Origin of the sequence: Taibaiella koreensis (genome assembly GCF_003545715.1) — a bacterium.
GTDB classification, from domain to species: domain Bacteria; phylum Bacteroidota; class Bacteroidia; order Chitinophagales; family Chitinophagaceae; genus Taibaiella; species Taibaiella koreensis.
Map to the genome: position 1 here is coordinate 1,529,767 of NZ_QVNU01000001.1, position 26,804 is coordinate 1,556,570.

General features: G+C 52.6%; 16 protein-coding genes. 12 read left to right on the forward strand and 4 right to left on the reverse strand.

The window, feature by feature from the left end:
* Positions 1-282: 282 nt before the first annotated feature.
* From DZK30_RS06730 to DZK30_RS06785, 12 genes are all read left to right on the forward strand, one after another.
* Positions 283-2,073, forward strand: a complete 1,791-nt coding sequence (locus DZK30_RS06730) for a hypothetical protein (RefSeq protein ID WP_118973290.1) — start codon at positions 283-285, stop codon at positions 2,071-2,073.
* Between the two features lie 214 nt (positions 2,074-2,287).
* A complete protein-coding gene (locus tag DZK30_RS06735; RefSeq protein WP_162902908.1) occupies positions 2,288-2,494 on the forward strand; it encodes a DUF4287 domain-containing protein in 207 nt (68 codons plus the stop codon).
* Positions 2,495-2,911: 417 nt separating this feature from the next.
* Positions 2,912-12,550, forward strand: a complete 9,639-nt coding sequence (locus tag DZK30_RS06740) for a DUF6603 domain-containing protein (protein ID WP_118973292.1) — start codon at positions 2,912-2,914, stop codon at positions 12,548-12,550.
* Between the two features lie 25 nt (positions 12,551-12,575).
* The gene (locus DZK30_RS06745) at positions 12,576-14,105 is read left to right on the forward strand and encodes a hypothetical protein (RefSeq protein WP_118973293.1); all 1,530 of its coding nucleotides are present in this window, start codon (positions 12,576-12,578) and stop codon (positions 14,103-14,105) included.
* A gap of 1 nt (position 14,106) precedes the next feature.
* Complete coding sequence (locus tag DZK30_RS06750) at positions 14,107-15,057, forward strand: hypothetical protein (RefSeq protein ID WP_118973294.1); 951 nt, start codon at positions 14,107-14,109, stop codon at positions 15,055-15,057.
* A gap of 26 nt (positions 15,058-15,083) precedes the next feature.
* Positions 15,084-18,713, forward strand: a complete 3,630-nt coding sequence (locus DZK30_RS06755; RefSeq protein ID WP_118973295.1) for a hypothetical protein — start codon at positions 15,084-15,086, stop codon at positions 18,711-18,713.
* Between the two features lie 8 nt (positions 18,714-18,721).
* Complete coding sequence (locus tag DZK30_RS06760) at positions 18,722-20,767, forward strand: Kelch repeat-containing protein (protein ID WP_118973296.1); 2,046 nt, start codon at positions 18,722-18,724, stop codon at positions 20,765-20,767.
* A gap of 55 nt (positions 20,768-20,822) precedes the next feature.
* The gene (locus DZK30_RS06765; RefSeq protein ID WP_118973297.1) at positions 20,823-21,917 is read left to right on the forward strand and encodes a hypothetical protein; all 1,095 of its coding nucleotides are present in this window, start codon (positions 20,823-20,825) and stop codon (positions 21,915-21,917) included.
* A 27-nt stretch (positions 21,918-21,944) separates the two neighbouring features.
* Positions 21,945-22,874 (forward strand): hypothetical protein, encoded by a 930-nt coding sequence (locus tag DZK30_RS06770; protein WP_118973298.1) that lies wholly within the window; start codon positions 21,945-21,947, stop codon positions 22,872-22,874.
* 62 nt (positions 22,875-22,936) lie between these two features.
* On the forward strand, positions 22,937-23,308 hold the full coding sequence (locus tag DZK30_RS06775) for a hypothetical protein (RefSeq protein ID WP_118973299.1): 372 nt from the start codon (positions 22,937-22,939) through the stop codon (positions 23,306-23,308).
* Positions 23,309-23,592: 284 nt separating this feature from the next.
* Positions 23,593-23,973: a hypothetical protein gene (locus tag DZK30_RS06780; RefSeq protein ID WP_162902909.1), complete on the forward strand. Its 381-nt coding sequence runs from the start codon at positions 23,593-23,595 to the stop codon at positions 23,971-23,973.
* 63 nt (positions 23,974-24,036) lie between these two features.
* Complete coding sequence (locus tag DZK30_RS06785) at positions 24,037-24,519, forward strand: hypothetical protein (protein ID WP_118973301.1); 483 nt, start codon at positions 24,037-24,039, stop codon at positions 24,517-24,519.
* Here the strand turns inward: DZK30_RS06785 and DZK30_RS06790 are convergent.
* The 4 genes from DZK30_RS06790 to DZK30_RS06800 form a co-directional block, all read right to left on the reverse strand.
* Positions 24,516-24,857, reverse strand: a complete 342-nt coding sequence (locus DZK30_RS06790) for a DoxX family protein (RefSeq protein ID WP_205529367.1) — start codon at positions 24,855-24,857, stop codon at positions 24,516-24,518. The genes DZK30_RS06785 and DZK30_RS06790 overlap by 4 nt on opposite strands.
* Positions 24,818-24,991: a hypothetical protein gene (locus DZK30_RS26210; protein WP_205529368.1), complete on the reverse strand. Its 174-nt coding sequence runs from the start codon at positions 24,989-24,991 to the stop codon at positions 24,818-24,820. The genes DZK30_RS06790 and DZK30_RS26210 overlap by 40 nt, the downstream gene beginning before the upstream one ends.
* Before the next feature lie 111 nt (positions 24,992-25,102).
* Positions 25,103-25,684, reverse strand: coding sequence for a Crp/Fnr family transcriptional regulator (locus DZK30_RS06795; RefSeq protein WP_118973302.1), 582 nt, complete (start codon positions 25,682-25,684; stop codon positions 25,103-25,105).
* Between the two features lie 14 nt (positions 25,685-25,698).
* A complete protein-coding gene (locus DZK30_RS06800; RefSeq protein WP_118973303.1) occupies positions 25,699-26,739 on the reverse strand; it encodes an adenylate/guanylate cyclase domain-containing protein in 1,041 nt (346 codons plus the stop codon).
* Positions 26,740-26,804 lie beyond the last annotated feature (65 nt).

Here is a 26,804-nt window from a genome sequence, read left to right on the forward strand (position 1 = left end):
AGTTTAATTTTTCAGTAGCAGGGCGAATGCTTCGGAACATGCGATAATAGCCGGGAGCAGGTATCCTGTTTGCTCAGGTTTCCCTTTCCGGATGGCGATGCCAGGTAAGCAACGAGCACACGCTGTAAAGATGTGTTTCTTGCCGTAATGCCCTGTAATGCCTGCCGGAAGGTGTTTTCACGGGGTACGCCAGAAAAAAAATACAAGCAAAATGATACACCTGGAGCAAGATAGGTACTATTTTCAACGCCAGAAACCAAATTGATAACCAAAACACGATCCATGTACAACATTACAAAAACTACTTTCTCCCTTCTCGTTTCCGGTGTCCTGTTATGGGGTTGCGGCAACGAGCCGCATTCCGGAAAAGAGGCGGTAAGTACCGGGGGAGCCATCGGTCTGCCACAGGATGTCAAAGCCTCCTGTGTCGTTACTGCCGATTCGTTCAATGCCTGGTTTGCCTCTGGCAATGCTACAGCGAATGGCTTGGTTACGCCGGCCAATAGTGTAGCCTTCCCTCATCAAGATAATTGTGATTTTTACCAATGGGCCAACCGGATGTTTCTTTGGATCACCTCTCCCTCTTCCGGTATCTATGGTCAGGCCAATACGATACTGGAATCGCCCACCTTTTTCAGCGTTTCTCCTCCCGATTCCACCGGACATAGGGTGTTGATACCCCATGCGGCCAATACGCTGTTGCGGATGAGCGGTGGTCTGCAAAAGAACGGTCCCAACCGCTTGCCGGTGATCAGGAGCCGGAATGGCGGCCTGTACGAAATTGAGAATGCCCGATCGCTTCCCGGCAAGATGCTGGTAAAAGGCGCCGCAAACAATCCGGTTGAAGTGGATCATGTGGAGCGGGATGCTTCCGGCAAGGTCGTGTTCCTGGATAAAGCAGGCAAGCCGATCGAGCACCCCCGGGCCATCATACAGCACAAGGCCAAGCGGGATCATATTGTTCACCGGTTCGCAGTAGGCAAAGGGTTCGTTTTCCTGGATCAGGAGGGCAATATAATCGAGTCTGAGGAAGGCCAGGCTACAGGCGATGCATTGATGGCTAAGAACGGCTCCCTGGTATATTACCTGAGCTTTGTCAACGATGTATATGCCTATTACCTCACTGGTGTAAGCAACGGCCAGCTGAACGGCGCCCGGTTTCCTACTACCGCCGGTGCCCGCGACAGCATCTGTGCCTTTGCGAGAGCCAACAACGTCACGCTGCCCGACTCCAATGCGCTGGCCATGGAGCTGAAGACTTCCTGGGTAGAAGCTGCAGGCCTATCCGACGCCGACCAATACATTACGGTAATGGCTACGATACCGGTATATGATACATCCAGCCCCGGACAATGGATTCCTACAGGCGAGCGGACAGCCAAAATGGCCCTGGTGGGCGTCCATATTGTAGGCAGTGTAGCGGGACACCCGGAAATGGTATGGGCTACCTTCGAGCATAAAAATAACACGCCGAATGCAGCCTATAGCTATGTCGACAGCACCGGTAATACAAAAACGGTAGCACAGGATCAGGGAACACACTGGCTCTTTAACACCAATGCCGCCGATACACCCTATAATGTTTCTCATATGAGCGCTTCGGGCGATACGATCAGGGCCAATGCCGGCTTCGGTATCAGTCCGAGCAATACTTTGCGGGCTATGCCCTGGGGTAGTGCGATGGATTCTCTGACGAATCAGCAGGATCTCAGCTCGGCTGCTTCCAATAGCGAGATCCTGTCGATCAATAATGTGATGCAGCGTTTGCTGGTAGGTAATGATATACGGAAAAACTACCTGTTCATTGGTGCTACCTGGACCTTCGGTGGTGCTGCCCCCAACGGTGGTACCTATGGCGCCGATACCACGGTGGGTGTATCTATAGGTACCAATGTGCTTGCCAACAGTACGATGGAGACTTATCTGCAAACCACTTCATCTTCCTGCTTCAGCTGCCATAGCGGCTTCAACGGGCCTTCGCTGCTTCCCGGCGACCTGAGCCATATCTTCAACCACCTGAAACCCCTGATTAACGCATACGATAGTCGCAGAAAAGCACCTGCTAAGAAATAACCGCCAATAAACCAACCACAGCGTGTACGGAGCCGCCTTTTTTAGGGTGGCTCCTCTCTTTTCCGGAATAGCATGAAGGCCATCATCTTGCAGCGGCTCATGTTTCGATCGCTATAGGCAATTCGGGGTACGGCGTTCGGCCCGCCGTTTTTTATTAAGTTTGCCGGCCGGGCAGTTGCCCTTTTGTACCGATAATCAAAATGAAGCGGCAATAATGAAACAGGATTACTGGAATGTAAGCGATGAGCAAGTGATGGAGAAAACCGGGAAGCCTCTGGCAGATTGGCTCAGGATACTTGATGCCTTCGGGGCGGCCGGACGGAAATCGAATGATGTGGTCGCCTATCTGCAGCGGGAATTTCAGGTGCCGCGCTATTGGGCCCGCACGTTGACCACACACTATCTTAAACGTATAGGCTGAGCGCCCGCCTTTATGTTTCCTATGGCTTTCTAGTAATGCATATGGCATGCTGACGGGCGGTCGTGCCATGCGCTGTCATTTCTCTTTAATCCCATAAATGCCCTTCTGCTACACAGCAGAAACCTGGGTTCGCTGCCCGTTTTTCTCCTTCCGCATCCGCGTGTTTCTACGTGTTTTTGAAAAGGGGGCTTTGTACGCTAGTTTAAGCGCCTGTTTTTCTGTCATTTTACGGTATAAAACCAAGCCGCCGGAATTGCTGGCCATTGCTGCCTGAACCGTTGTAAAGATAAAGATGCTTTGCTGATCATTGCCTTGTCCGGTCCGGACCGGCTGTAACCCGGTTTTATATATTGAAGGTCTCTGTATACTGTTAGCAGTGTGCAGTGCCTATTTCAAACCGTATCAAAAAGCAGGGTTATGCCGACCACAACAACCATAGGCCCCAACGCGATCAACCCGATAGCCATGCAGATCGGCACCTTGATCGGGTTGTTCATCAAGGATAAGGACAGCTATGCGCTCAATACCGAATGGTTTAAGAATCCCTGGTCCTACATCAGCGCGATCCCTTCCAAACCTGAGCTGTTTGAGCTGCTCACTACGCTGATGGGAAGTGCCGGTGGCGATGCTCTGGGTGCGCCCAGGGAAGCGATGAACCGGATCTGGTACCCGATACTCAATCCCATAACACAAGGCAACGAACTGCCCAAGCCTACAGGCGTTTATATCGTAACCAGCAAGCCGGTTGACGGCTTACCCACAGAGTTGGGGCTGGGCGCCTTGTACGACTGGGAATACGAGTCTTTTTCTATTCTTCCTTTTGCTTACTTCCCCATGATCAGCCTGCCTGCGACAGCAGGGGGCAGCTTTCAGTTCATTCTGGGGCAGGATAAGCATCCTGTTGAAACGGGCATCAACATTACCGGCGCCGATGGCGTGTTCAACACAGGGGGCGGTGATGCCAGCTTGTCTTTCGATGGTTTCCTTGCTGCCAGTAAGATATATTTTGCAGCAGGTCAGTATCCTTCGCTGGACCTTTGTTTCCTCAACCTGAAGCTGCCGGGCGAAAAGCAGGGCAGCAACCGTTCTTTATTTGACCTGATCCAGAATGCCTCCGTACAACAAAGCATTACCGTGGCATTGTCGGTATTGGGCAGTCAGCTATGCCAGCTTGAGGGCGTCGCACAGACTGCAGGTAAAATGGTGCATTCGCTCATGGAGCTGCTGGGCTTGTTGGGGCCGGTGCCTGGTATCGATTGGGATGCCCTGGTAAAAGATCCATCGAAAGTAGTGGCGATCTTTACCCAATGGTTACAGAATATCAGCAGCGATCAGGCCATACTCCGGTCCTGGCTCAACGACTGGTATTGCCTGTTTAAAGGTCTGGATGCTACTGATGATAAAAACTATGTTACCGGTACCGGCACTCGTATCGATCCGCTTACGGCGAACCTGCTCACGTTTGACTTCGGACAAAACCTTTCGGTATTGTTCAACCTTAGCTTTGCCACAGTAAAGACAGAGGACGGCACTTTGGAACTCTATCCCGGCTTTAGCATCAGCACATCGCCGATTACACCGGTAAGCAGCGTTCCTGAATTTGGCGTACAAGTGCTGGCAGCGGCTGAAGTGCTTTGCTATCATATACCCGGTAAGGGAAAAGCCAATACGATCAGCTTTTTCCCGCGCTATAGCATCATGGCTTCTGCAGCCAATATTGTTGCCGGCAAACCGCTGTTTGCTGTGGCCGACGCTGTCGGGGATGGCGCTGCCGACGAGGCAAACCCCGCGGGTTTCAGCATAGGCCGTATGGAAGTCGGTTTCACCTACGATAGCCTGGTCGCGGAGAGCAAGGTGCCCACACCCAATTTCAGACTGGTGGAGGTGCAAACGGCTATAGGCGCCTGGCCATTGGTCGACCTGTCCAACTTCAACGTTGAGACGCTACAGCAGGCGATAGGCCCCGTGGTGAGCAGCGCGATAAAAACCTTCTTCGGAGAAAATAATGCCTATGCGGAGGCAATGACGGCTGTGCTGGGCATCGATCCGCCGAAAGACTACCCCGGCGAGTGGCCCTTGAAAGATAAAATGCTGCTGTCGCCGCAAGAGCTGCCCTTGCTGATCAAAAATCCGTTTGCTGCGCTCGGCGCTTACTATTCGCGTTGCCTCAGCACCGACGATACAGAAGGCAATCCCTTGTTCCAACACCTGGTGTCTGCCTTTTCGATCCTCCTGGGTAGCGACAATACTACGGTTACCGGAGATGGTACCGAGCTTCACCCCTGGAGGATTCCCATGTTTACGATCGGCACGGCGACGATCAACCTTGACATATGGAAGCCCGGCGACGAGCTGCTGGGCATTGCATTCGACTTTACCATACCCTTACCAATCGACGCTGTAGCGGCGACATTCAGTCTTAACGCTGCGATGATGGTGCTGCAGCTGCCGGGCAACGATGGCGCCGGTACCTGGAATGCGGCCTGGATGCAGGCACTTACAGGCAGGTTGCAGATCAAAGATGCCAAAGAAGAGCGGCTGCAAACACCGCAGATCGGTGGTGTTGCTATTGCCGCAGCTGATGTATATGTCGAAGGCGGATGGAAAAATACAGAGAGCTTCTTTGTAAAAGCCGGTATCGACAGCGTGGAATTGATATCCAGTGCGACAACGATCGACCTGGGCAATATTGAAATCGGCACAGCCGGATGGAGCGTCGACCAGCTGAAGCAGTTTGCGCCGGCTATCGTGAACGGCCTCGGCCTGTTGCTGCTGGAGAATGGCGGTACGGTAGGCGTATGCCTGACCATAGCCCTGGGCCTGTTGCCTAATCTGCCGGAAGTATTCGATGGTTACAAGCATGAAGGTTATAACTTCCCAGTACCGGAATACCTGGTGCTTCCCGAAGGCTGGCCTGTGCTGGAAATAAAGCATTTCGACAATCCCTGGACAGATATTGTAACGCAGCTGAGCAACCTCTACGCTAACGAAGAGTTTATGATCAGCCTGATGCAGGTGATCGGCTGGGGTATTACCGGCATCACACCCGGTGCGCCCGATATACAGCCGGTGGGCACCATGACCGATCCCTGGATCGTGAACCTGCCCAATGTATTTGATATCGATCTGCTGACCTGGAAGGAAGGCAATCAAACCGGTATCGGTGCTCAGAAACAGTTTGCCATCAATGCCGCTGAAGGGGTGCAGATCGCTACCATCGTCCGCATTGATGTACCCGGTGTTAAGCTCGATGGCTTCACCGGTCCGGTAGATACCTATCCCGGCATAGCCCTGGTGACCAATATACAGAATCCTGATGTGACCCTTCCGCTGGTCAACATCAACGATGAGCTGATCATTAATAAAGTACAATTGGGCGCCTTTTTACAGCTGCAGAATGGCGAATTGAAGCTGATCCCGGTGTTCCGTTTCCAGGGCGCACGTCTGCGCAAGGACGAAGTATTCAGGGATATCGAACTGATACCCGTAGATGGGAAACCCCAGTTTACGAGCAGCGATACCATGGCAGTATTCAATACGCTGCTGAATGCGATGATGAACGAATTGTCCGCTGCGGTACAGCAGCCGGGCTTTGTGCAACTGCAATCGCTATTGGACATACTCGGATTACTTGGCGTGCTGGACGTTGCGATAGACAGTAAGACCAAACTAAAAGAATATTCGTTCAACCCCGGCGCCTGGGCCTCGATACTGGCCAATCCCGGCGGTTATTTCATGGCCAGGGTGCAGGCCGTGCTGAACAGCGACCAGCTGTGTGCAGCGTTGATCCAGTCGCTTGCGCAGCTGATGGGTTATAACAACTTCGATCTGCCTTTGTCCTGGCAAGGTGTGCAATTCCTGTTGCAGTCCCTGATGCTGGCAAAAGATTACAATGGCCAGTTTGTGCCGGTGTTTGATAATTGGCTCGCCCTTTTCAAAGATCCGGTAACCTACTTGCAGCAAAATGTAGCAGCACTGTTCAATAGCCCGGCGCTGATCCAGCAATTGGTGACCAGCGTCAGCAAGCTGCTGACCTTACCTGCCGCCGGTCTGGAAAAGTATTTCAGTGTCGATACCAGCGGTAAAATACTAACCGTTCAGATTCCTACGGACAAGATATTCAAGATAGGCGACGAGCTGCGCCTTTACGCCAGCGTGGTGATCGATGTTAATTCCTATACGCTGACGAACAGCATAGCCCTGGGCTCACGTACACTCGATTCTGCTGTGACCTTTTTGTATGCACCCAGCTTTAAAGAGGGCAAGCTGAGTCATGACTATGGTATCTACCTGACCGGTATACCAGGCATGCCGCAAGCTTTCGCCCCCTTACCGCTATGGCCTTTCCCTGCAGATACGGCGCAATACCTGAAGCAGATAGGCTTCCAGGTACCCGTGACCTTACTCAGCTCTTTTGCCGTAAAATACCTGAATGAATACATCGTGCCGGTTAACCCGGCGGTCAACAACATCTTCCAGGTACTGGGGCTGACGACCGAGGTAGAGGGCGCCAAACAGATTGTACCGCTTACCGGCATCTTCATGAATCCTGCTGACTGGCTGCTGGGGCCCGATGTGTTGGGCGATGGCCAGGGCAATGTCGATCTTACCCGCCTGGGCAATCTACTATACGCTATCACCGATGCGGCAGGTATTAAGGTGGGTGATGTGACGCTGAAAGCATACAGTCATGATGGGAAGAACGATGGTGTAGAACTAACAGGCCTGCCCTGGGGCGTAACCTTTACCTTGTTTGCCAACAGGGAAGAAGGTGCGAACCTGAAGGGCAGCTTTAAACCGCCTTTGCCCGCTGCCGCGCCCAACATAACACTCGGTGCAGGCGTGGCCTTTGGTACGGCAAACGGCGTCAATGTGGACGGCGTTATCGACATGAGCTACGATCTTGGGGACAACAATACCCTGGGCATTACAGCAGCATATGCCAAGCGGAAATTTACGCTTAATGCCCGGGCCAATACATCTGAATTCCTGCTGCTGCCTTTCGGAGGATTGAACCAGTTCCTGAACGAAGGAACTGCAGGTGTGTTGCTTACTATCATCGGGGATAAGCTTTTCAGTACCTACGATGCGTATGCGAAGAAAAATCCAGGCTCAGCTTTGATCCCGTTTGTGCAAAGTATAGAAACGCTTACCGGCATCAAAAGCGGGACAGACCTGTTCAATTTCTTTAATACTATCTACCAGGATCCGCTCGGTCAGTTTACAGAAGCCAATATTACACAGGCACTCTCCAATATCAATGACTTTGTAACCGGTATACTCACTTTACAGGGCTTTAGCCTCAGTGCCAGCAAACAGATACTTCAGTACGAGCATACTTTTGGTATCGCGAAAGTGCTGATCGATATAGGCATCCGGGATATAGAAGGTACAAAGGTCTTCGGACTGTGGCTGAATCCTGTCGCCTCCTTTAGCTGGATGTCCCTCGGCCTGAACCAGACCGGAGTAGGTATTGCCTTACCTTTCGATTATAAGCAGCCTGATCTCCGGTATGAAGTAAACATCGCATTGGGAACGGATTTCAGCGCGTTTAAGATACCCAATGCACCACAACCGACACTCCTGTTCGGTCTGAAGGGTACCTTGCAAGGCATGCAGGGCCCCATTCTGGAATGCTATCCGGTGAAAGTATCGGATGCCGACGGAACGCTGAAAATAGCCTTGCTGCCTACACCGGCCCTGCTGATCACAGGAAGGGCCAACGTGACCCTGGCACAATGGATGATCAATTTCGGAACGGAGTTCCTCATACCTTTTGCCGCCAATACCGCGCTGGGTGTGTCGGCTGTCAAGAACTGGCTCGACAAGACCAAGATCGGCACTATCGAAGGCGCTCCAGGCCTTGTGCTTACCGATTGGGGACTGCTGGTGAAGCAGGATGGCAACTACTATCTTGCCAACCTGAGAGAAGCTTTTAATATCAATGATCCGGTGAGCATTGTTACCAAACTTATCTTCTCGGCGCTGAACCTGCTCGACGGGCAATGTGTAGTGCCGATAAAGGATCATGGCATTTATGTGCAAAGCAGCACCGAAGGCGACCTGAAGCGTTATGGCTTACGTATACAGATCACCGATATAGAAGTGACCAGCGCGCTCAATAGCGATGGCGCCAAGCTGCTGTTCCAGATCGGCAAATACTATGGCGACCAGACAAAAGATGATAACTGGACAGGGCTGAAGAGCGATCCCGGCTTCGTGGCATACTTTATCAACCGGAACAGCAAAACCAGCGCACTGAGCTTCCAGCCTAAATTTGATCTCATTAGCGTAGGCCTGGATTTTGCCGGCGCCAATGCGCAGAGTCCGCTGATCAATACCAAGGGGGTTACGATACAGTCCATTGAGCCACGGGCTTATGTCTCACTTGACTTCAACGGTACGCTGCGCACCGATTTTGGCGCGGGCATGATGCTGTATAGCCTTGGCGTACCCTTAGGGCCTGGCTTTGGTAACCAGGGCGGCAACAGCAACCCTGTAGCGCAAAACCTGCTTACTTCCGGTGGCAATCCCGGCAAGACCGATGCGATCAATCCTTCGTTCTCTATCTCCGCTTCTTATGTCTATAATGCAGGATCCTTCGACCTGCAGCTGTACGATGCCAACGGACTGCAGACCGACAAAATATGGATATCTATTATGCGGGCTTTCGGGCCGCTGCAATGCCGCAAAGTTGGCATCGGCTGGAAAGGCGACAAAGAGCCGAAGCGGCTCGACTTCCTGTTTGATGGTCAGGTATCGCTTGCCGGCCTGATGGCCAACCTGGTGGAACTGGATATCGGTATCCCGATCACTGATCCTACTAATTACGGCGCTTACTCACTGGATCTCGCAGGACTGGACGTGTCCTATAATGCCGGGGCGGTTACCATCGGCGGCGGATTCCTGAAGGACGATTCCGCGGGCTATATCCAGTATACCGGGCAGGCCATGATCCAGACGGCCAGCTTCGGCATCGGCGCTTTCGGCTCTTATGCGCTCATCGATGGTCACCCCTCGTTATTTATTTTCGCCTACCTGAATGCGCCGCTGGGAGGCCCTCCCTGCTTCTTTATCAAGGGACTTTCAGGTGGCTTTGGGTACAATCGGACTATAAATATTCCCCCGGCCAACCAGATCGAGAATTTTCCTTTCGTGGCCGGTATACAAAAGCCCGCGGCGCTGGGTGGGGTAGATGGCAAAGCGCCCACCAATGAGCAGGCGCTCAAGGCGCTGGGCACTAAGATCGTACCGCCACAGCTGGGTTCCTATTGGGTTGCCGCAGGTATTATGTTCTCCTCGTTTGAGCTCATCGATTCCAAGGCTGTGCTGATGGTGATCTTCGGCAACGATTTCGAGATTGCCTTGCTGGGGCTGTCGGGCCTGTTGCTGCCAAAGACCGGCCGCACATACGTAGGCGCGCAGATCGCTTTCAAGGTAACCTATAAAGTTTCGACCGGCTTGCTGGCGATGGAAGCCGTGCTCACCTCCAATTCCTATGTAATCGATCCCAATTGCCGGCTCACCGGCGGCCTGGCCTTCTATGTATGGTTCAAGGATCAGCCCGATACCGGGGCCAGGGCAGGGGATTTTGTCTTTACCCTGGGTGGCTATCACCCGGCCTTCAAAAAGCCGGCATACTATCCCGACGTGCCACGGTTAGGCTTCAGTTGGGCAGTAGGTGGCAACGTAAGCATCAAGGGTGGCGCTTACTTTGCGCTGACACCTTCGGCCGTAATGGCTGGCGGTTCGCTCGAAGCAGTATACCAGAGCGGCAACCTGAAAGCCTGGTTCACGGCTTATGCCGATTTCCTGATCATGTGGAACCCGTTCTACTATGATATCAGGGTGGGGGTCAGCGTCGGGGCTTCCTATACGGTTCATTTCATCTGGACCACGACGTTTAAAGTAGAGCTGGGCGCAGATGTTCACATCTGGGGACCGCCTATGGCCGGCAGCGTAACCGTACACTGGTGGGTGATCTCCTTTACGGTGAACTTCGGTGCTACCGATACGAAACCTAACGATACCCGTATTATAGATTGGAACGAATTCCAACCCTACTTCCTGCCCTCGGATAAGGCGCCGGCGACAGCGCCGCAACAGGAGCCGGAGCCGGAACCGGAAAAGACAACAAAGCAGCTTAAACGCGATGCCGCCGGCGTACAAACGGTACCAGTGCAGCAGGTGACCAATATTAAGCAGGTTACAGGTCTTATTAAAGAAATCCCGAACCCCGATACAAAAGTCAATACTGTCAGTCCTGTCCTATGGCGGGTAGGCGCCGATGGCTTCTCCTTTACAGTAAGCACAGTAGTGCCACTTAATGAGATCAGCATAACGGGTGTACAGCAGAAGATCAGCAGCAATGTGAAGTTCGGTATCAGGCCTATGGGAAATGTCGTGTTCGGCACTAAAGATGCCATGTCTACGCTAAGCCTTTCCTTTAAGTATTACGATGCGCCTTACGACAAGCTGGACAACTGGAACATTAGCGGCGATACCAACGGTATACCGGAATCGCTCTGGGGTACGAAGAACAACGGTAAAACGGAGATCAGTGCTGAGATCATTCCCGGCGCCCTCGTAGGACTCTCCGCAAGGATTGCTTCGGCGAGCGATGATCTTCCCCAGGACGGACCGCCGATGTTCCCCTTGTCAAACCTGGGCTATGCGGCCTGGGCCTGGCGTAAGCTCACCCTGGCCAATAATCCCTGGCTGCATCCCACTCAGCCTGCCGTCGCTTCGGATCAGTCCCTTATCATTATAGAAGATACCGTAATGGCGCCGGCTATCGCTACCGTTCGTACCGCTATCCTGGAAGCTGTGGTGGGTGCCGGCATTAATGTAGGCACCGATGGACGGCTGGATCAAATGGCTGCTTATGCCAGCGATACGTTCCAGTCGTACCCGATGCTGGGCGAGCTGGGTAGCCTCGGTTACCAGCAGGCGCCACCACAAAGGATGTTGCAGGCGAAAACCCTTAGCCGTTCCGTTGCCCCTGCAGCCTTTAAAGCAAAGATACGCTCCGCTGCAGAGCCGGTTAAAATAAGGGCCGTAATGACGCAATATTCCCGTCCCGACCTGCCGTCTCCCGTATTCATGGCGGCCTCCCCCGATGAAGTGAAAATGATCCACCCGGTTAAGGGCAAGATGTACAGCGCCGATAAGTTGCCGCAAGGGCAGGCAGCCGCAATGGTACAGGGACGCAACCTGGAAGCCGCGGCTGGTGGCAAGCCGGGACTGGAGCTGTTCCCCGGTGTCGCGGCCTTGCTGGACCTTGATCCCCTGGCTGCCGCGCCTTATCTGGATATTAGTGGTGACACGCCAGTGTTTGCAGCCTGGTTCGATGAAGATTATCAGCTTATCGGCAGCCGGGTATTGACAGGAAGCATAGCCTTGCCGCAGGGCGTCGCTGAGCTTTATGTAGCCGGCATCAGCACGGCTTCGCTGGAAATGCCCTATGCTTTTGGCTGGCATGTAACAGCGCAGCTCACTTTGGTAAATCCCAATGCGCTTACCGGTATTGGCGCCATTGTGGTCCCCGACAGTCCCATACGGGTGAAATACCTGCGCAGCTCCAGCGGCTTCGGCCTGCTGTCGGGTCAGACTTTTGTCAACGACAACCTGGTCAAGATAGGAGAACAGAGTGTGCCGGCCGGTATCAAAACTGTATTGCCGGGACAGGTGAATACCCTGGCTGTGCTGTCGAAGAAGCGATCGAAAAATACGCCCCTGGATCCCGCTTCCATCAAAGCCAGGATAAAGATCGATACCGGCGATGGTCCGGCGTATCAGGATCTTACACCGGTACAAGTAGTTGACGGTGCTTATGAAGCTGCAGTGCTGTATACGCTGCCCGGGAATACCGGTTACGATGCCAGGATCATTTATACAACATCGGATGCCGACACCTGGATATCGGGCGTGATGGGCCTGGCCGAAGAAGTGACCTACGTAGCGGAGAACTGGCAAAAAGTAGTGTTACAGCCTGCGCTGCCTTATCCTTATCCCGAAGCCGGAAGCGGTACACATATTTCCATAGGACCACAATAATCCTAACCCAAACGAACCAGCGATCATGAGAAATTCAGAATTCATCATAAAGACGGCGGTTGCAGATCCGCAGGAACAGGAGCAGATGCGTTTGTATGATTTCTGCGCACCGCCGCTCAGCTCCGGCACCTATACCATCGAGACGACGCAAAAGCTGGTTTGGGTAGATAAAAGCCTGAACCAGGAGTACAATAAAGTGCAGCAGTTCCTGGTCGATGGGCCGCGGTTTGCGTTGGATCCTTCGACAGTATACTCCATTTTTCCGCCGGCTAACAAGCAGGGCCATTACGAGCTGTATGTGCCTAATATTGTGCTTACCCGGCGTACGCTTCCCTGGGAACGTACGATAGATGGTAAGCAGCCTGCAGATCCGCCGGAGCCCTGGGTTGCGCTGATGATCTTTACAGAGGACGAAGTAGCCAAAGTAAGAAATGGTACAGTATCGGAGGTGGTAAGTCCATCCGATACCAAGGTGATGGGGCCGCAAGGTCTTCAGGTTACCGAAGAGGAAAAGGCGACACAATGTCTTATCGTAGACATTCCAAAGGCCACCTTTAGTGCTGTAGTGCCCGCCAGGACAGAATTGCGTGACCTGTCGCATTGCCGCGAGGTGGATATGGCCAACAAAGAGCTGCGCTCCGACGTTGTCGACGGATGGTTCTCCGTAGTGGTGGCTAATCGCTTTCCCACGCCGGGAAAGCTCAATTACGCTTGTCTCGTGTCCTTGGAAGGTTTCTCTGCTTACCTCTATGGTGGAACGGCAATACCGGCGCAATACGATACCGTACGGATGGCTGTGCTGGCCAGCTGGAGCTTCACCGCGCTGGAAGTACAGGGCGAAACGTTTAAAGACCTGGTGCAAAATATCAATACTTGTTCCCTGCATCTTCCTAATAAGCCTGCCCAGGCGGATACAGATGCCGGTAAGCTGGTCGCAGCGGCCTTCCATGACGGATATGTAGCCATGAACTACCGGACCCGCCAGGGAGAGCAAACGGCTGCCTGGTATCGCGGCGCTTTCACACCGGTACAGCTGAGTGCCGTAAAAATGGAGCCTTTCTTTAGTTCTGAGTCGGGCATGATTTATGATCAGAAGACCGGCCTGTTCGATATGTCTTATGCGGTTGCCTGGCAGATCGGGCGGCTGCTTGCGCTGTCCGACACCGAGTTTTCAGTAGGGTTGATGAAATGGCGCAAAGAGCAAAAGGCAGCTCAGAACCTGAAGCTGGAACAGCATAACACCCTAAACCGTATGAAAGGTTTGTTTGCTGAGGCTGGTCCGCACCTGCTGGAAGCCGGCGATAAGCACGTGATAGCAGATCTTATTCATCAATTCCTGTCGACAGACTTTGCTACGCTTGTGCGTCCCAGGGAAGCGGCGGCAGCACCACTTATCCGTACCGGCGATCCTGGCGGCACAAAAGGGAAGACCGGCGATATGCCTGGATTGCTTTCCGAAGAGCAGGTTGCCGATCTGCTTCATTACGGTCCCCGGATGAAGGACCGCTTACAACAATTGATCATGGCCTCCGCAGGAGGTGATAAAGCCGAGTAACATGAAAAAGAACTTGCCGGAAGCCGGTCAATATATTAACGCCCTTAAGGGGACTACACAGGTAAAGACCTTGCGTCTTTCGATGAATTTCCAGGAGAGTGTATTGCCGCCCGCATTGGAAGACTGGCTGGGCCGCCTTTCGCTGCTATACGGCGTGCCATTTGAGCACCTGGTACCCAATGCCGCTATGCTGCCCCTGGAGTCGCTGCGGTTTTTCTATGTTGATCCCAACTGGACCAGCTCGCTGGTAGATGGCGCCTTGAGTGTAGGTGCACAATCGTCGCGGGATACGGCTTTGATTCGGTCGGTATATGAACAGGTGCAGCATAGCCTCGAAGCATCGATGCAATTGGTGCGGCGCCGGCTGGCGGGCGCCGAATTGCCGGAACAGGTGAATACCGGTATGGCGGTATCAGGACTGCTGATGCGGTCGCAGCTGGTATCTGGTTGGCCCGGCCTGGAGATTGCGGCATACGAGGATTACACCATCGATGGCAGACAGAATATTGTGCCGGTGGGTAAGATCGAAAATCTACGTATCCAAAGGCTGGCGCCCGATGTAATGCTTTGTCTCTATGGCAAAATGCCCAAGCTGGTGCAGTTAAACGAACCGAAGGAAGGGTTGGCCTTCGGCGTACGCAGCGACGGCAAGCTGGTGCCCCGGTATATGGGCTATCAGTCCGATCAGCCGGTAGGCGCTTTCGTGACGGGCAACCCCAAACCGGAGGATGAAACAGCAGTAGCGCGCAGAAGCGGCGGCCTCAACGTGATCGATGTCGCGGCCACCAAGGCCGGCCTGGTCACTATCCTGAACCGGTACAACGCTATGGGGCCTTCGGGTACGCTTACGCCTGCCGATTTTGGCATACAGCTGATCAAATCGGCGGAGCAGCAATCTTTCCTGAGTGGTACAGATACACAGCCCAATCCTAACGATTGCACCGATTATTAAACTCTTTCAACGGTAAAAACAAGATCATGGCAAAAGCGGTCAAAAATACAGCAGCGCCCTTACTCTGGAACGGTCCTTCGTTGCTGGTGCCGGTGGATGTGGAAGCCCTGGTGGTATCGAAGCTGTCGCTGAATTATCCCTGGGCGTATAACAGGATGAAGTATAACAATGCCGGTAAGTTCCTGGACGTACGGCCCTCCATGTTCCAGGGCGCCGAGCGTCCCGGTGTGGGGGTAACACTCCACTGGGCGCTTCCCGACGGGATCACCCACGGCAGGCAGGAGGGTGAGCAGATCACGTATCCTTATGCACCCAACCGCTGGCTCATTATCCGTTACTATGAAGGGAAGTCGAAATCCTGGATATTGCAAAGTGATTATCTCGATCCGAAAGACGGCGCCAACCTTTTTCTGAAGCCCGATGCAGCAACACCGACCTTGACCCGCATCGGTAAAGTATGGCCGGCCGCGCAATGGCCGGGAGAAGCGGCGGTGAGCCAGCAGCAGTTCCTGATGGCGCTGGGGCCGGGCAATCCCGCATTCGCAGCATATACAGCCAATATCAACAATGTATTTTCTTTCTACGACGATATGAGTGATATCGTCGACAAGGAAGTGCCGGTATCATACACCGTAATGGGTTGGTATGGCAGTGCGCAGGATGATCCGCTCAATAAATTCAACACATTGGACGAATGGCTGGTGTTGATGGACAGTCTGAACTGGACAGTGGGTGACAACAACGATATTCAAAAGGCGGTGAACGACTGGATGGCCTGGGCAAAGGCGAGCGGTATTCCTGTTGATCCGGATAAAGCAAAGGACATTTACCCTTCGCGTACTTTATGCCAGGGTATGATCTATAAAGTGAACTGGCTGGGACAGAATGGCGTGCCGCAGAGTGGCGTGCCGCAATACGATCCTGAAATGCCGGCCGAAAAGCAACCCCGGATCGCTATAGCCAATACGGCTATCGATGCGCTGGCTGCGCTGGTAGCTTATGAGCTCGACCTTACGGGGCAGGATGGGGAGGCCGCAGCCGAGTTGCTGGAAGCCTTTAACTATAACCTGCTGACAAAGTACCAGGAGCAGGGCGGACAATACCAGCTATACCGCGAGATATTTAAAGCCTGGTTCGGTAACCATGACGCCGAATATTATTATTATATCGATGATAAGGACAAGCCTGAGAACCCTTTCATCTCTCCCGAACGTCAGGTCGACCTGGTCGCGCTCAACGAAAAAGCGGCATTGCGCGATCTGAACCTGCACCTCATGCAGTCGGCCCAATCGGATTTGTACGGCAATTGGTGGAAGACCGGGAAAGCGTCCAGCTATTGGGGCAAGCCACCAGATGGTATTTCGGCGGCAGAATGGAAAGTGATCCAGGATAACCTTAAAAATGCGATCCCTGGCAACAAACAACTGGTATCGGATCTGCAGACAGCAAACAGGACCCTGGAAACCGAGATCGTAGCGCTAATCAAAAAAGTGGAGGATGGCCTCCCTTCTACACAGGAGCTGAAAGAGAATATGGGTAATCGTTATCACCAGGCCAACGATCCCGTAGTGCTGGTATATGGTGCACACCGGGCCTACCGGCATGGCGAAGACGGCCGCTTTGAGGAAGGTGATCAGCTGTTCACACGATTTACCGGGCAAACTATTGTGGGCCTGCAGGTAATGCTGCCGGGACAGCCTATTCAACCGGTGACAGCCGCCAATGTTACCTTGCCGCCTGTAAGCCTGCCGGCACCAGGATTGGTTCCCAAGGAGACCAACAGCATTTGTATTGACAATTACTTTTTCGATACGCTAAATGCGCCAGCCATTGCTCAGGCGGCCTGCACACTATTGAAGATACCTTATAACAGCACTTATGCGGCCAACGTGGCAGCACAGCAGACCGCCGCCTGGAACGCCGATATCCACGATATCGACCGGCAGTTGGTTACCGATGCCTCGGGCTTTATGGGTACTATTCCTTCCAAGGTTGCCGTGCAGCTTTGGGCGGCGCCCTGGGCCCCCTTGTATATGGCCTGGGAGATCAATTGGATTCCTTCTTATACAGAACCTGCGAAGGCTCTGGAAAAATGGAAATTCGATGCAGAGACTCTGGAATATGTGTGGGATGAAAGTTTCAGCCCTGTCGGTAATAGCGTTACCATCAGCGGCAGTACGCTGATCACACCCAACAGCGCCTTTGTAATGCAGGCCCAGCTGGAAAAATATTTTGAGGATACGGGCAAGTTTCCCGACCTCGAAAATTTCCTGAATACCGTGAGCCACTGGGACTTCCTGACGCAGAGCATGAGTGGCCTTAATGAGCTGCTGCTGGCGCTTAACCCGGATCAGCTGAACCAGGCTCCCGCCGACGTAAACAGTCTTGTGGGCGATATGACCCAACTGTCTCCAGTACCGGATATGAGTGTAAAGAGCTATCCGGTGAGGGCGGGCCATTTTCAGCTGAACAAACTATGGGTCGTGGACGATTTCGGCCAGGTGTTTGATCCCATATCAGCGGTAGGGCAGCAACCGGCCGGCTACAACCCCGTCATTGGTACCGGGATGGTAACGGCAAGCAATGCCAACCTGGTGCAGCTGCCGCCAAGGGTGACCCAAAATGCCCGCTTCGATTTTAACCTTCTTTCCGGTAGCGGTCAGAATGATGATAGTGTGCAGGTCAACCAGATGACTAATCCCATTTGTGGCTGGCTGCTGCCCAATCACCTGGATAAAGGACTTTCGCTATATACGCCCGATGGTCATCTCCTAGGCGAGCTCATCCTTACAGGAACGTTTAAAAATATGCAGCTGCGCTGGGACAATGCGCCGGGCAAGAATGTGCCGGTAGGCGCACCGCTTGACGAGGTGATACCCAATGGCTACATGCGTTCCTTCGTAGAAGGTCTGCTGGCGCGGGAAGACAGTGCGGCGGCCTTTAACGATCTGCTGTCTATTATTGATGAAACATTATGGACCGTCGAACCATTGGGTGGCCGGAACAACGAGCTGATCTCCGTCTTCATTGGCAGGCCGCTGGCACTGGTGCGGTCGGCGATGGATTACAACCTGATGGGCGCACCGGCTTACAGCCAGAACTGGAAAGACTCGACGCTGAAAGTGACAGGCGGCTACGAGGATATCGTATTCCCCGTACAGACCGGCTGCCTGCAGGATCCGCAGGACGGTACGATCGGCTACTTCCTGCCAGACTTTGCCACATTCAATAGCATATTGGCCGATAAGATCGATACCGCCTCGGGCTACGTGACCAATAAGCCTGTGTCGCTCCGCTTTAGCGATCCTGCCAGGGAAGTTTTCCTGATCGTTGATCCCCGCGGCGATGTCAATGTGATACCCGGTATCCTGCCGGTGCAGCTGAACGTGCTGCCCGGTACCCTGGTAGAGGAAGCTATGGCCAATATGCATGTTACCTTCCGCACCGGTCCCCTGATCACTGATCCCGATCAGCTATCGATGCCTTTGCCTTCCGAGATGAGCGGCAAATGGTCCTGGATACAGCATACGGGCGTTACCACCTGGGAAGAGCTGACCAATATCGCACAAGCCAATGAGAAGGCCAGAATAGGCGCCAACTATGAGCTGAAAGATGGTTGGCTGAAATTATCCAATGCGCTTAACGATTCAAAATAACCAAAGCTATGAGCGATACCAAACTAACTTATACCGTGCTCCCGGGTAGCGTATACTATACCCGCGACAACCTTAATCCCTCCCGCGTGCTGCTCACCATTGGCGGCAGCAATGCTACCGATGAAGCGATCAGCATTGTCGGATTCGAGATCCAGGTCCCGGTAAATAGCGTTATCACCAGTAAAGATGCGCTGACGGCAGATCCTTCGTCGATCGTCCCTGTATCGCTGCAACCGCTTGACTGGGATTTTCAGCAGGTAGATGACGGGCTTTACCGCGCTACGCCTATCGATAGCGATGCCACTATAGCACCAGGACAAAGCATCACCTTTCAGCTGCAGAATATTATTGTCAACCAGTCCGACGGCACCGCTATACTCAAGATAAGGGAGAACAGCGGCGATGGCTCGTTTCCCGAAGACAGTAAGCAGGTAGTAAAGATCAGAAGCAAGCTGGATATTACCAGCTTCAATCCTAACCCTGCCTATGTCAGCTCAGGAGCATCGAGTACCCTGTCCTGGACTACCGAGGCTGCGGCAAGGGTGACCCTGGCGCCGGGCGACTATACTAACGTAAAGCCAAATGACGAGGTGATCGTACAGCCGGGCCGTACGACGGTGTATACGCTCACCGCCTATGGTGAAGGCCCTAATGTCTCTAAGCAGATCACGGTGTCCATTAATCCCCCTGAGATCAAAAAATTTGATCCTTCGGCCGGCAAGGTCGACGCTGGTGCTAAAGTGACGTTGAGCTGGCAGGTCGATTATGCCGATAAGATCATGATCTCTCCCGGCGACCATAAAGACCTTCCGGCACAAGGTACCCTGGAGGTACAGGTATGGAATGCGACCAATTTCATTCTTACGGCATCTAACAAGGGTAATGAATATGCCAATAAAACAGCGCCGGTAGGTATCAATCCTGTTGTGATCAATTCGTTCACCGCCAATCCCGGCTACGGCGCACGCCTGGGCCAGCCCATCGCCTTATCATGGGATGTACGTTCCGCTGTCTCTGCTACGGTGCAATATGGTACGATCAATGGCATTAGCCAGGATAAGCTGAACAACGGTGTGATGAGCATTATACCCAACTCTGGTGTGGCTTATACGCTGATGGTGAATAACGAGCTGGGAATGGCCATGCGCAGCCTGGAGCTGTTGCCGATGCCATTGGGCTGGAACCAGTTCACTTCCAGCGCACCCTTCGGCTTCCCCGAACTGCCCCTGGTATTGAATTTCAATACAGCGATCTGGGTAATGGCCAGCAATTATATGAACAGCGTGTACCGCTCTTTTGATGGCTATAACTGGATACCGGTAACCAACAATGTGCCCTGGCCTACACGAAGCTATGCCGCAGGCACCGTATTCAATGGTAAAATGTGGCTCATGGGCGGACTGGGCACCGATGGCAGCTACCGGAACGATGTATGGAGCAGCACTGACGGCAATAGCTGGACACAGGAAACGGCGCAGGCGCAGTGGTCTGCACGCAGGAGCTTCGGCTGCTTTGTGCTGAACAATAAGATGTATATCGTGGCCGGCCTCAACAGCGGCAGCCAGCCGCTTACCGATGTATGGAGCAGCAGCGATGGTAAAACCTGGACGCAGGTGACCGGGCAGGCGTTCCAGAACGGACGCAGCGCCTTCGGAACGGTTGTTTACAATGGCAAGGCCTGGGTATTGGGTGGTGTGATCAACGGCGACGATAAAACGGGCAAGCCGGTCAACGAAGTATGGTCCTCTTCCGACGGCGCCAGCTGGTATGCCCAAACGGGTATAAAATGGGCGCCGCGCGCTTACCCTGTGGTAGGAGCGCTCAGCAATGGTATCTACCTGGGCAGCGGCCTGGGCGCCGATAAGAAGGGGCTGTATGATATGAACCGCATGAGCTCCGATAACAAATGGTCTACCCAACGGGGCTTCCAGTGGAAAGATATCCTGAACACCGCCGGCGTGGAGTACCAGGACGCGCTCTGGTTCCTCGGAGGGGCTCAATTGAATGTTAATGCCGCCAACCAGAATGTATGGGCCTATACGCCCTCTGTCTAACCGCTTATTCTTTGTTCATCCAATTTCTATTATTTCACCAATTAAAATTAGCACTATGGCAACTTACAATGGCATCTTTTTGCGATCCACGCTGGGCCAGACCAACACCATTCCCAAGCCCGGAGCACTCAGCTCCTCGCCCGATCTTATCCCGTATGGCATCTCTCCTGTGTCTAACCCGCAGGTCTTCTTCCGGGACAACTACAACAGCGATCCCGGTAGAGCTCTGGAGGCTGGTTCAACAAATTATATTTACCTCAGGGGTAAGAACTTTTCGGATAAGAAGATCGAAGACAATACCGACGGCAACCGCCCCCGCCTGTTCTGGTCCAAAGCTTCCCTGCTCACCTATCCCGCCAACTGGAACGAGATCACCACGACACCTACGCACAACCCGGTATCCCTGGTTGCAGAGCCCGGTGGCATCGGTGTGGCATCAGAGCCTTTTATCTGGAAGCCGGACAATATCAACAACGATCACTACTGTATGATCGCACAGGTACCTTCGCCCGGTTATAACAATGATATTCCCAATACCCTGCAGATCTCCGATTTTGCCGGATGGGTAGCCAAAAATGGTGGCATTGCCTGGCGCAATGTGGTCGTTAATAATGCGACTACGGTAAAGCTTAGCGGCGTACAGCAATTCTACGAGCAGGGCGACGAAGCGGCCAAGATCCAGTTCACGCTTATTTGTACCAATGTGCCTAAAGGAACCAAAGTGTCCTTCTCCGCTGGTGCGCCCGGTCCCAATCCACCCATTTACCTGGAACCAACAGTGGTTTCCACCTTCCCCAGCTTTACTACCGGCGTGGTATGCGATGTGCCCGCAGGTTATGTAAGCGATATCTATTTCAACCTGGAAGCGCCTCCCGGCGTCACCGACCTGAGCCAGGCCAGTGTTGATATCCAGGCCGCTTATCCGACCAACCCGGGTACCGCGCTGTTCCAATATGCGCATGCCCCCTCTGAGTTCGGCATTCCTACTGCAGATGAAGCCTATGCCCGTATCAAAAGAGAGCTGGAACGCTCTGGTGAATCTACCAAGCTATTGGCGCACCACGATCAGTACCTGGAGCAGTTGCTCACCCTTGGCGGCCCCAAGCGTCTTATCGTAGTTGGCGCTATGAACTATATATGGAAGCACTAATCTTTTACTACTAAAAAAAATAAAACTATGAGCACCGAAAATATCGATATTCTCATCAGGGCCTCCCTTACCGACGAAGGCGAGCTTCCCCGCACCGGCGATGTATCCAATTCTCCCGATGTGATCTCCAACGGGACAACAATGGTCAAGAACCCATTGAAGTACTTTCATGACAACTATGATAAAGATGTCAGCCAAAACCTTAAAGCCGAGCAGCTGAACTATATCTATGTAAGGGGCAAAAGCCTCGCCGGCGGCTTGCAGCAGGGCGATATTTATGCCTACTATGCCAAGGATACCGACCTGAACAATCCCGCATTGTGGACAAAGAACGCGTTGCAAACCCGCGATGGCAAATCTTTCGTCACGGTGAGCGCCCAAAGCGAAAATGCTATCGTTGTTACGGAACTGCCTTTCGTGTGGACGCCGCCAAACCCCCTTGGTGGCGCTACCTATAGCCTTATTGGTGTTATCGTGCCTGAAGGTACGCAACCCGACTTCAGCGGCGTTAACGATTTTCAACAATATGTTGCCGGTAGCAATAACATCGGCTGGAAAAAGGTGATCATCGATAAGCCTACACCGCCGCCCACACCAGGTCTCCGTTGGAAAACCACCTTTGCTTATAGCCAGGGCGATACGGAAAGGCAAATGAACTTTGCTTTGAAGTGCAACAACATCCCTTCAGGCAGCATGGTATCTTTCAGCGCAGATAATCTTACCGGGCCCAATCCTCCCATCAAGCTGGAAAAGACCAAGGTTAGCGATGGTAATGGTTCGTATGGTATTATGTCGGAGGTGCCGGCCAATTATACCGGTAATATCTCTTTCTGTTTCTATACAGACGCAGCGCCACCTGCCAACAGCAGCATCGTGTTCACAGCCTTCTATCTCGACGGAAAAGGAAGCGGTCCCAAAAAGCAGATCGTGGTCGCTTCTGTAACCACAACCAATTAATGTTCACAGGCGGCTGTCTATGGCCACAGCCGCCTTTTTTTTAACTCATAACCGAAATAAAAATGGAAAACGGGAAAGTAATCAAAAGCGCAACCTACAAGCTGGAACAAGACAACAACAAGATCACGCAGGCGCTGCTCTATGAACAAGGTGATGTGGGTGGCGAAATACTTTTTGTGCTCAGCTGCCAGCATATTCCTGTTGGTTCTGAAATTTCTTTTGAATGCCCAGAGTTGGGCCCACAGCCACCGATCCAATTGCAGCCTACAGTGGTTACCAGCGATGATTTCAGCGCAGGTATGCGCAGCTATGTGCCCGCTCATTTTGTAGGTACCATTTATTATTCCGTAATGTTGAAAGGCACGCCGCCGCCGGGTGCGCAAATGGAAATGCGGGCTATGTACGTGGCGCCAATGGATGTAGAGCAGGCCTAAGCCCTTAGAATATAGGGTGCCAAAGCCGGTTGTCCCGGCTGTCTTGAACTTGTGGGTCAGGCTATCCGTATTCGCTGCAAACGGAAAAATTATTTTTATTGACTACCGGCATATAGGAAACAGGATACAATTTGCCTCCATTAACGGTTGCTGAGCTTGCCAAGGCATCATCTTTGTCCTTTCGACAAGCTCAAGAACCGGCTTGGTTTCCTATATCCGGATAGTCGGATATTTTTATTCATTCACCGGGGCCACGTTCAGGGAACGCCCAATAAGCCGTAATTATGGAACCTATAAGGTTGATCGTGCGTAACATGATTATGCTTCGCGGCAATGGTACCAATAAGCTTAACGGTATTATGCTGTATGAGCAAGGACCGGAAGCGGGCAACATACAATTTACTATCCAATGCCAGAATGTACCATTGGATGCTACTGTGGAGCTGGAATGCGGTATACCTGGTCCTCAGCCGCCTATTGTGATCCCCGTCACAAGGGTAAGCAGGATCCCAGTTTTTATCGCAGGTGTCGTGTCGGAGATCCCGGCAAATTATACAGGTACTATCTATTTTACCGCTGTGCTGTCACGGGGCGTTTTTGAACCGGAAATGACCCTGCAGGTGAAGGCAGCTCATCCTGTGCCTCATCCCGTGCAGGCAGACTAATCTCAATTGAGCGGGCCGGTTGCCACGGCGCCGTCCGCTCATTTCTTTTAAAAACCAAAGGTCATGACTTTAACCTACGATGACTATGCCACCTTTCTTATCAACTGGTGTGCGATAAGGGGCAGCGAATTCAAGCTGTACTTCCCTTTGAAAGGCGGTTGGGAAGCCTGGGCCCAGGCCGACTATGCTGCTTATGTACTGGCACAGAACAATACCTACGATATCCTGCGTGAAGTGGCTATTTACACCAATGCGAGACAACGTGTGGATTGGCTGTTCAACAATAACGACCTGGATGTCAAAAAAAAGCTGGCCGTGGAAATCAAATGCCAGTCCTTCGAAAACCGCGATGCGTTCATCGCCGGAGTTGAGGCCGACATTGCCAAGTTGGCGCAGAACAAGATCAAGTTGCAGTTCCGCACTTGCCAGACGGGCGTGATGGGCATTTATTTCGAGGATACAGCCCGTACCTGGATGCTTGCCAACAACTTTACAGAGATCTTTGTGAACGGTGAGATCGGCTGCGCCATACGCAAGCTGAATTAAACAGGTCGTGCCCTGGTTGCCGATAGGGGCCGCTCTTTCAGGAGCAGCCGGTCAAGCGCATAGCGGCCGCTGCCGTTGACCAGGATCGCCAGGGACAGCCCGATAATAAGCAGGTGGTATTCAAAGCCCTCGCCCTTTTGGTTGCCAAACCAATTCATGAAGAAGCCGAAATCTTTGTGTGCAGTCAGGATAATGCCCGTAAACAGGCAGATAAAGGCCAGGGACCATATACGGGAAGCAAGACCCAGGATAAGGGACAACGAACCGAAGAACTCGATCAGGATCACCAGTAATGCGATCAGCCAGGGCAGATGTGCCGTGCCGGTAAAATAAGCCATTTCTCCAGCGAAGCCTGGCCCGCCAAACCATCCCAATACTTTTTGTGCGCCGTGGGAAAAAGAATAAGTCCTGTAGTCAGCCGGATGATCAACCCGGTCCAGTCATTGTTCGTATGCAAAATAAGCTGTTTCATTACGATATAATTGTACCGCAAAGCAACAGCCAACGAGGGGTCTGAAAATTAAAGTAGTTGAATAAATGATTGATGGCCGCCGTTCGTGGAGCACAGCGCGGCCATTCATATTTATTTTCCGCTGAGCTTGCGACGCAGCATGCTAAGGAATACGGGTGTAATGCCCAGGTACGCAGCAATATGCTTTTGTGCAATCCTTTGTTCCAGTCCGGGGTATTTGCGCGTGAATTCCCGGTAACGCTCTTCCGCAGTAAAGGAAAGGTTTTGGTTGATCCGCTGCTGCTGCGCGACGAAGGCATTTTGGAGGATCAGCCGGAAATAGCGTTCAAACCGGGGTACCGCTTCATAAAGCTTTTCCAGGTTGCTCTTCGATAGCTGTAACAGTGAGGTGTCTTCGAGGGCATCGATAAAGCAGCTTGACGGTGTTTGCGTGAGAAAGCTATAAAGATCGCTCATCCACCAGCCTTCAATGCCGAACATCAGGATATGATCCTGGCCCTTATCGTCAACAGTATAGGTCCTCAGGCAGCCGCTGGTAATAAAGCTTTCGTTCCGGGAAATATTTCCCGGTTGCAGCAAAAAGGATTTGCGTGGGATGGTAGCGGGGTGGAGCAGGGAAAGAAAAAATTCAGTTTCCTTCTCTTCGAGCCTTATATGCCGGGCCACATGTTCTAAAATAAGATCCGTATCCATTGTTGCGAAGATAATCAAGACATGGGTTTGAGCGCTATCAGCAACGTTTCTTTCTCTTTGCCCCTTAACCTTATTGAGCCCAGCACCTGCGATACATAGTTGCTAAGCGTGCCCAGGGCGGCCAGCAGCTCTGCCGAAGCGATCACTTCTTCATTATACTGCTTGCACATTCCCTGTATGCGCGCCGTCGTGTTCAGCACATCGCCCGAATACGTAATGTCTCTTTTAATAATGCCCACCTCACCTGCGACCACCTCGCCGCAATGAATGCCCGCTTTGAAGGTAGGTACAAAGCCATACAGGGATAAATATTTATCGCCTAAGCTTTGTATGTGCTCCTTGATATCGAAAAAGCACCGGATGCACTGGCTATTCTCTTCTTCTGCGCCATACCGCCAGGCAATCACCACTTCGTCGCCTACATATTGGTAGATCTCACCTTTATTGTTCAGGATGGGGTTGGTGATATCGCTGAAAAAATCTTTAAGGAAAGCATGATACCGTCTGTCGCCCAGCTCCTCGGCTATGGTGGTCGACGCATTGATGTCGAGAAACATAAAGATGCGGCGTTCCTGCTTAGGCGTATTGTATTTGCCACGGATCAGGTCCCAGAATATCCCATAGCCGAACTTACTGTTGACCTGGAGCATCATTTGGGTAATGGCTACCACCGCGGCCCATACCACGCCATTCTTGATGAGCCGGTGAAGATCGCCCATGCCCAACAAGCCCAGGACAATGCTGATCAATAAAATGATGAGCAAAAAACAGATGGTGACCGAGGCAATGGTATATCCATAGGAGCGGTCCCTGTATTTTACATTAACATAAAATACGAGCAGGCTGCCGCCGGTGAGCGCGCCGAACAGGCCGATCCCGGCATTAAGCAGTATCGACGCAGCAAGCTTATACCCCGGCGCTGTGCCCAGCGCATTGCGTGTATGCAATACCTGGTGATCGTATAAGGCGACCAGCATCCCTATACAGAACCAGGAGACGATGATAGCAGCCAATTGCCGGAACTGGAGCCGGGCTCTTCTGCTGAATACAGGCATGGTTCAGAGCAGAAGGAATAAGAGGCTTCTGCTGTCCCAAATATAATCAATGCCTTCGCTATTGC

What these genes read in the sequence shown, in the direction of transcription:
- DZK30_RS06730 (WP_118973290.1), top strand. Translation starts at nt 283, where the DNA reads ATGTACAACATTACAAAAACTACTTTCTCCCTTCTCGTTTCCGGTGTC.
- DZK30_RS06735 (WP_162902908.1), top strand. Translation starts at nt 2,288, where the DNA reads ATGAAACAGGATTACTGGAATGTAAGCGATGAGCAAGTGATGGAGAAA.
- DZK30_RS06740 (WP_118973292.1), top strand. Translation starts at nt 2,912, where the DNA reads ATGCCGACCACAACAACCATAGGCCCCAACGCGATCAACCCGATAGCC.
- DZK30_RS06745 (WP_118973293.1), top strand. Translation starts at nt 12,576, where the DNA reads ATGAGAAATTCAGAATTCATCATAAAGACGGCGGTTGCAGATCCGCAG.
- DZK30_RS06750 (WP_118973294.1), top strand. Translation starts at nt 14,107, where the DNA reads ATGAAAAAGAACTTGCCGGAAGCCGGTCAATATATTAACGCCCTTAAG.
- DZK30_RS06755 (WP_118973295.1), top strand. Translation starts at nt 15,084, where the DNA reads ATGGCAAAAGCGGTCAAAAATACAGCAGCGCCCTTACTCTGGAACGGT.
- DZK30_RS06760 (WP_118973296.1), top strand. Translation starts at nt 18,722, where the DNA reads ATGAGCGATACCAAACTAACTTATACCGTGCTCCCGGGTAGCGTATAC.
- DZK30_RS06765 (WP_118973297.1), top strand. Translation starts at nt 20,823, where the DNA reads ATGGCAACTTACAATGGCATCTTTTTGCGATCCACGCTGGGCCAGACC.
- DZK30_RS06770 (WP_118973298.1), top strand. Translation starts at nt 21,945, where the DNA reads ATGAGCACCGAAAATATCGATATTCTCATCAGGGCCTCCCTTACCGAC.
- DZK30_RS06775 (WP_118973299.1), top strand. Translation starts at nt 22,937, where the DNA reads ATGGAAAACGGGAAAGTAATCAAAAGCGCAACCTACAAGCTGGAACAA.
- DZK30_RS06780 (WP_162902909.1), top strand. Translation starts at nt 23,593, where the DNA reads ATGGAACCTATAAGGTTGATCGTGCGTAACATGATTATGCTTCGCGGC.
- DZK30_RS06785 (WP_118973301.1), top strand. Translation starts at nt 24,037, where the DNA reads ATGACTTTAACCTACGATGACTATGCCACCTTTCTTATCAACTGGTGT.
- DZK30_RS06790 (WP_205529367.1), bottom strand. Translation starts at nt 24,857, where the DNA reads ATGGCTTATTTTACCGGCACGGCACATCTGCCCTGGCTGATCGCATTA.
- DZK30_RS26210 (WP_205529368.1), bottom strand. Translation starts at nt 24,991, where the DNA reads ATGAAACAGCTTATTTTGCATACGAACAATGACTGGACCGGGTTGATC.
- DZK30_RS06795 (WP_118973302.1), bottom strand. Translation starts at nt 25,684, where the DNA reads ATGGATACGGATCTTATTTTAGAACATGTGGCCCGGCATATAAGGCTC.
- DZK30_RS06800 (WP_118973303.1), bottom strand. Translation starts at nt 26,739, where the DNA reads ATGCCTGTATTCAGCAGAAGAGCCCGGCTCCAGTTCCGGCAATTGGCT.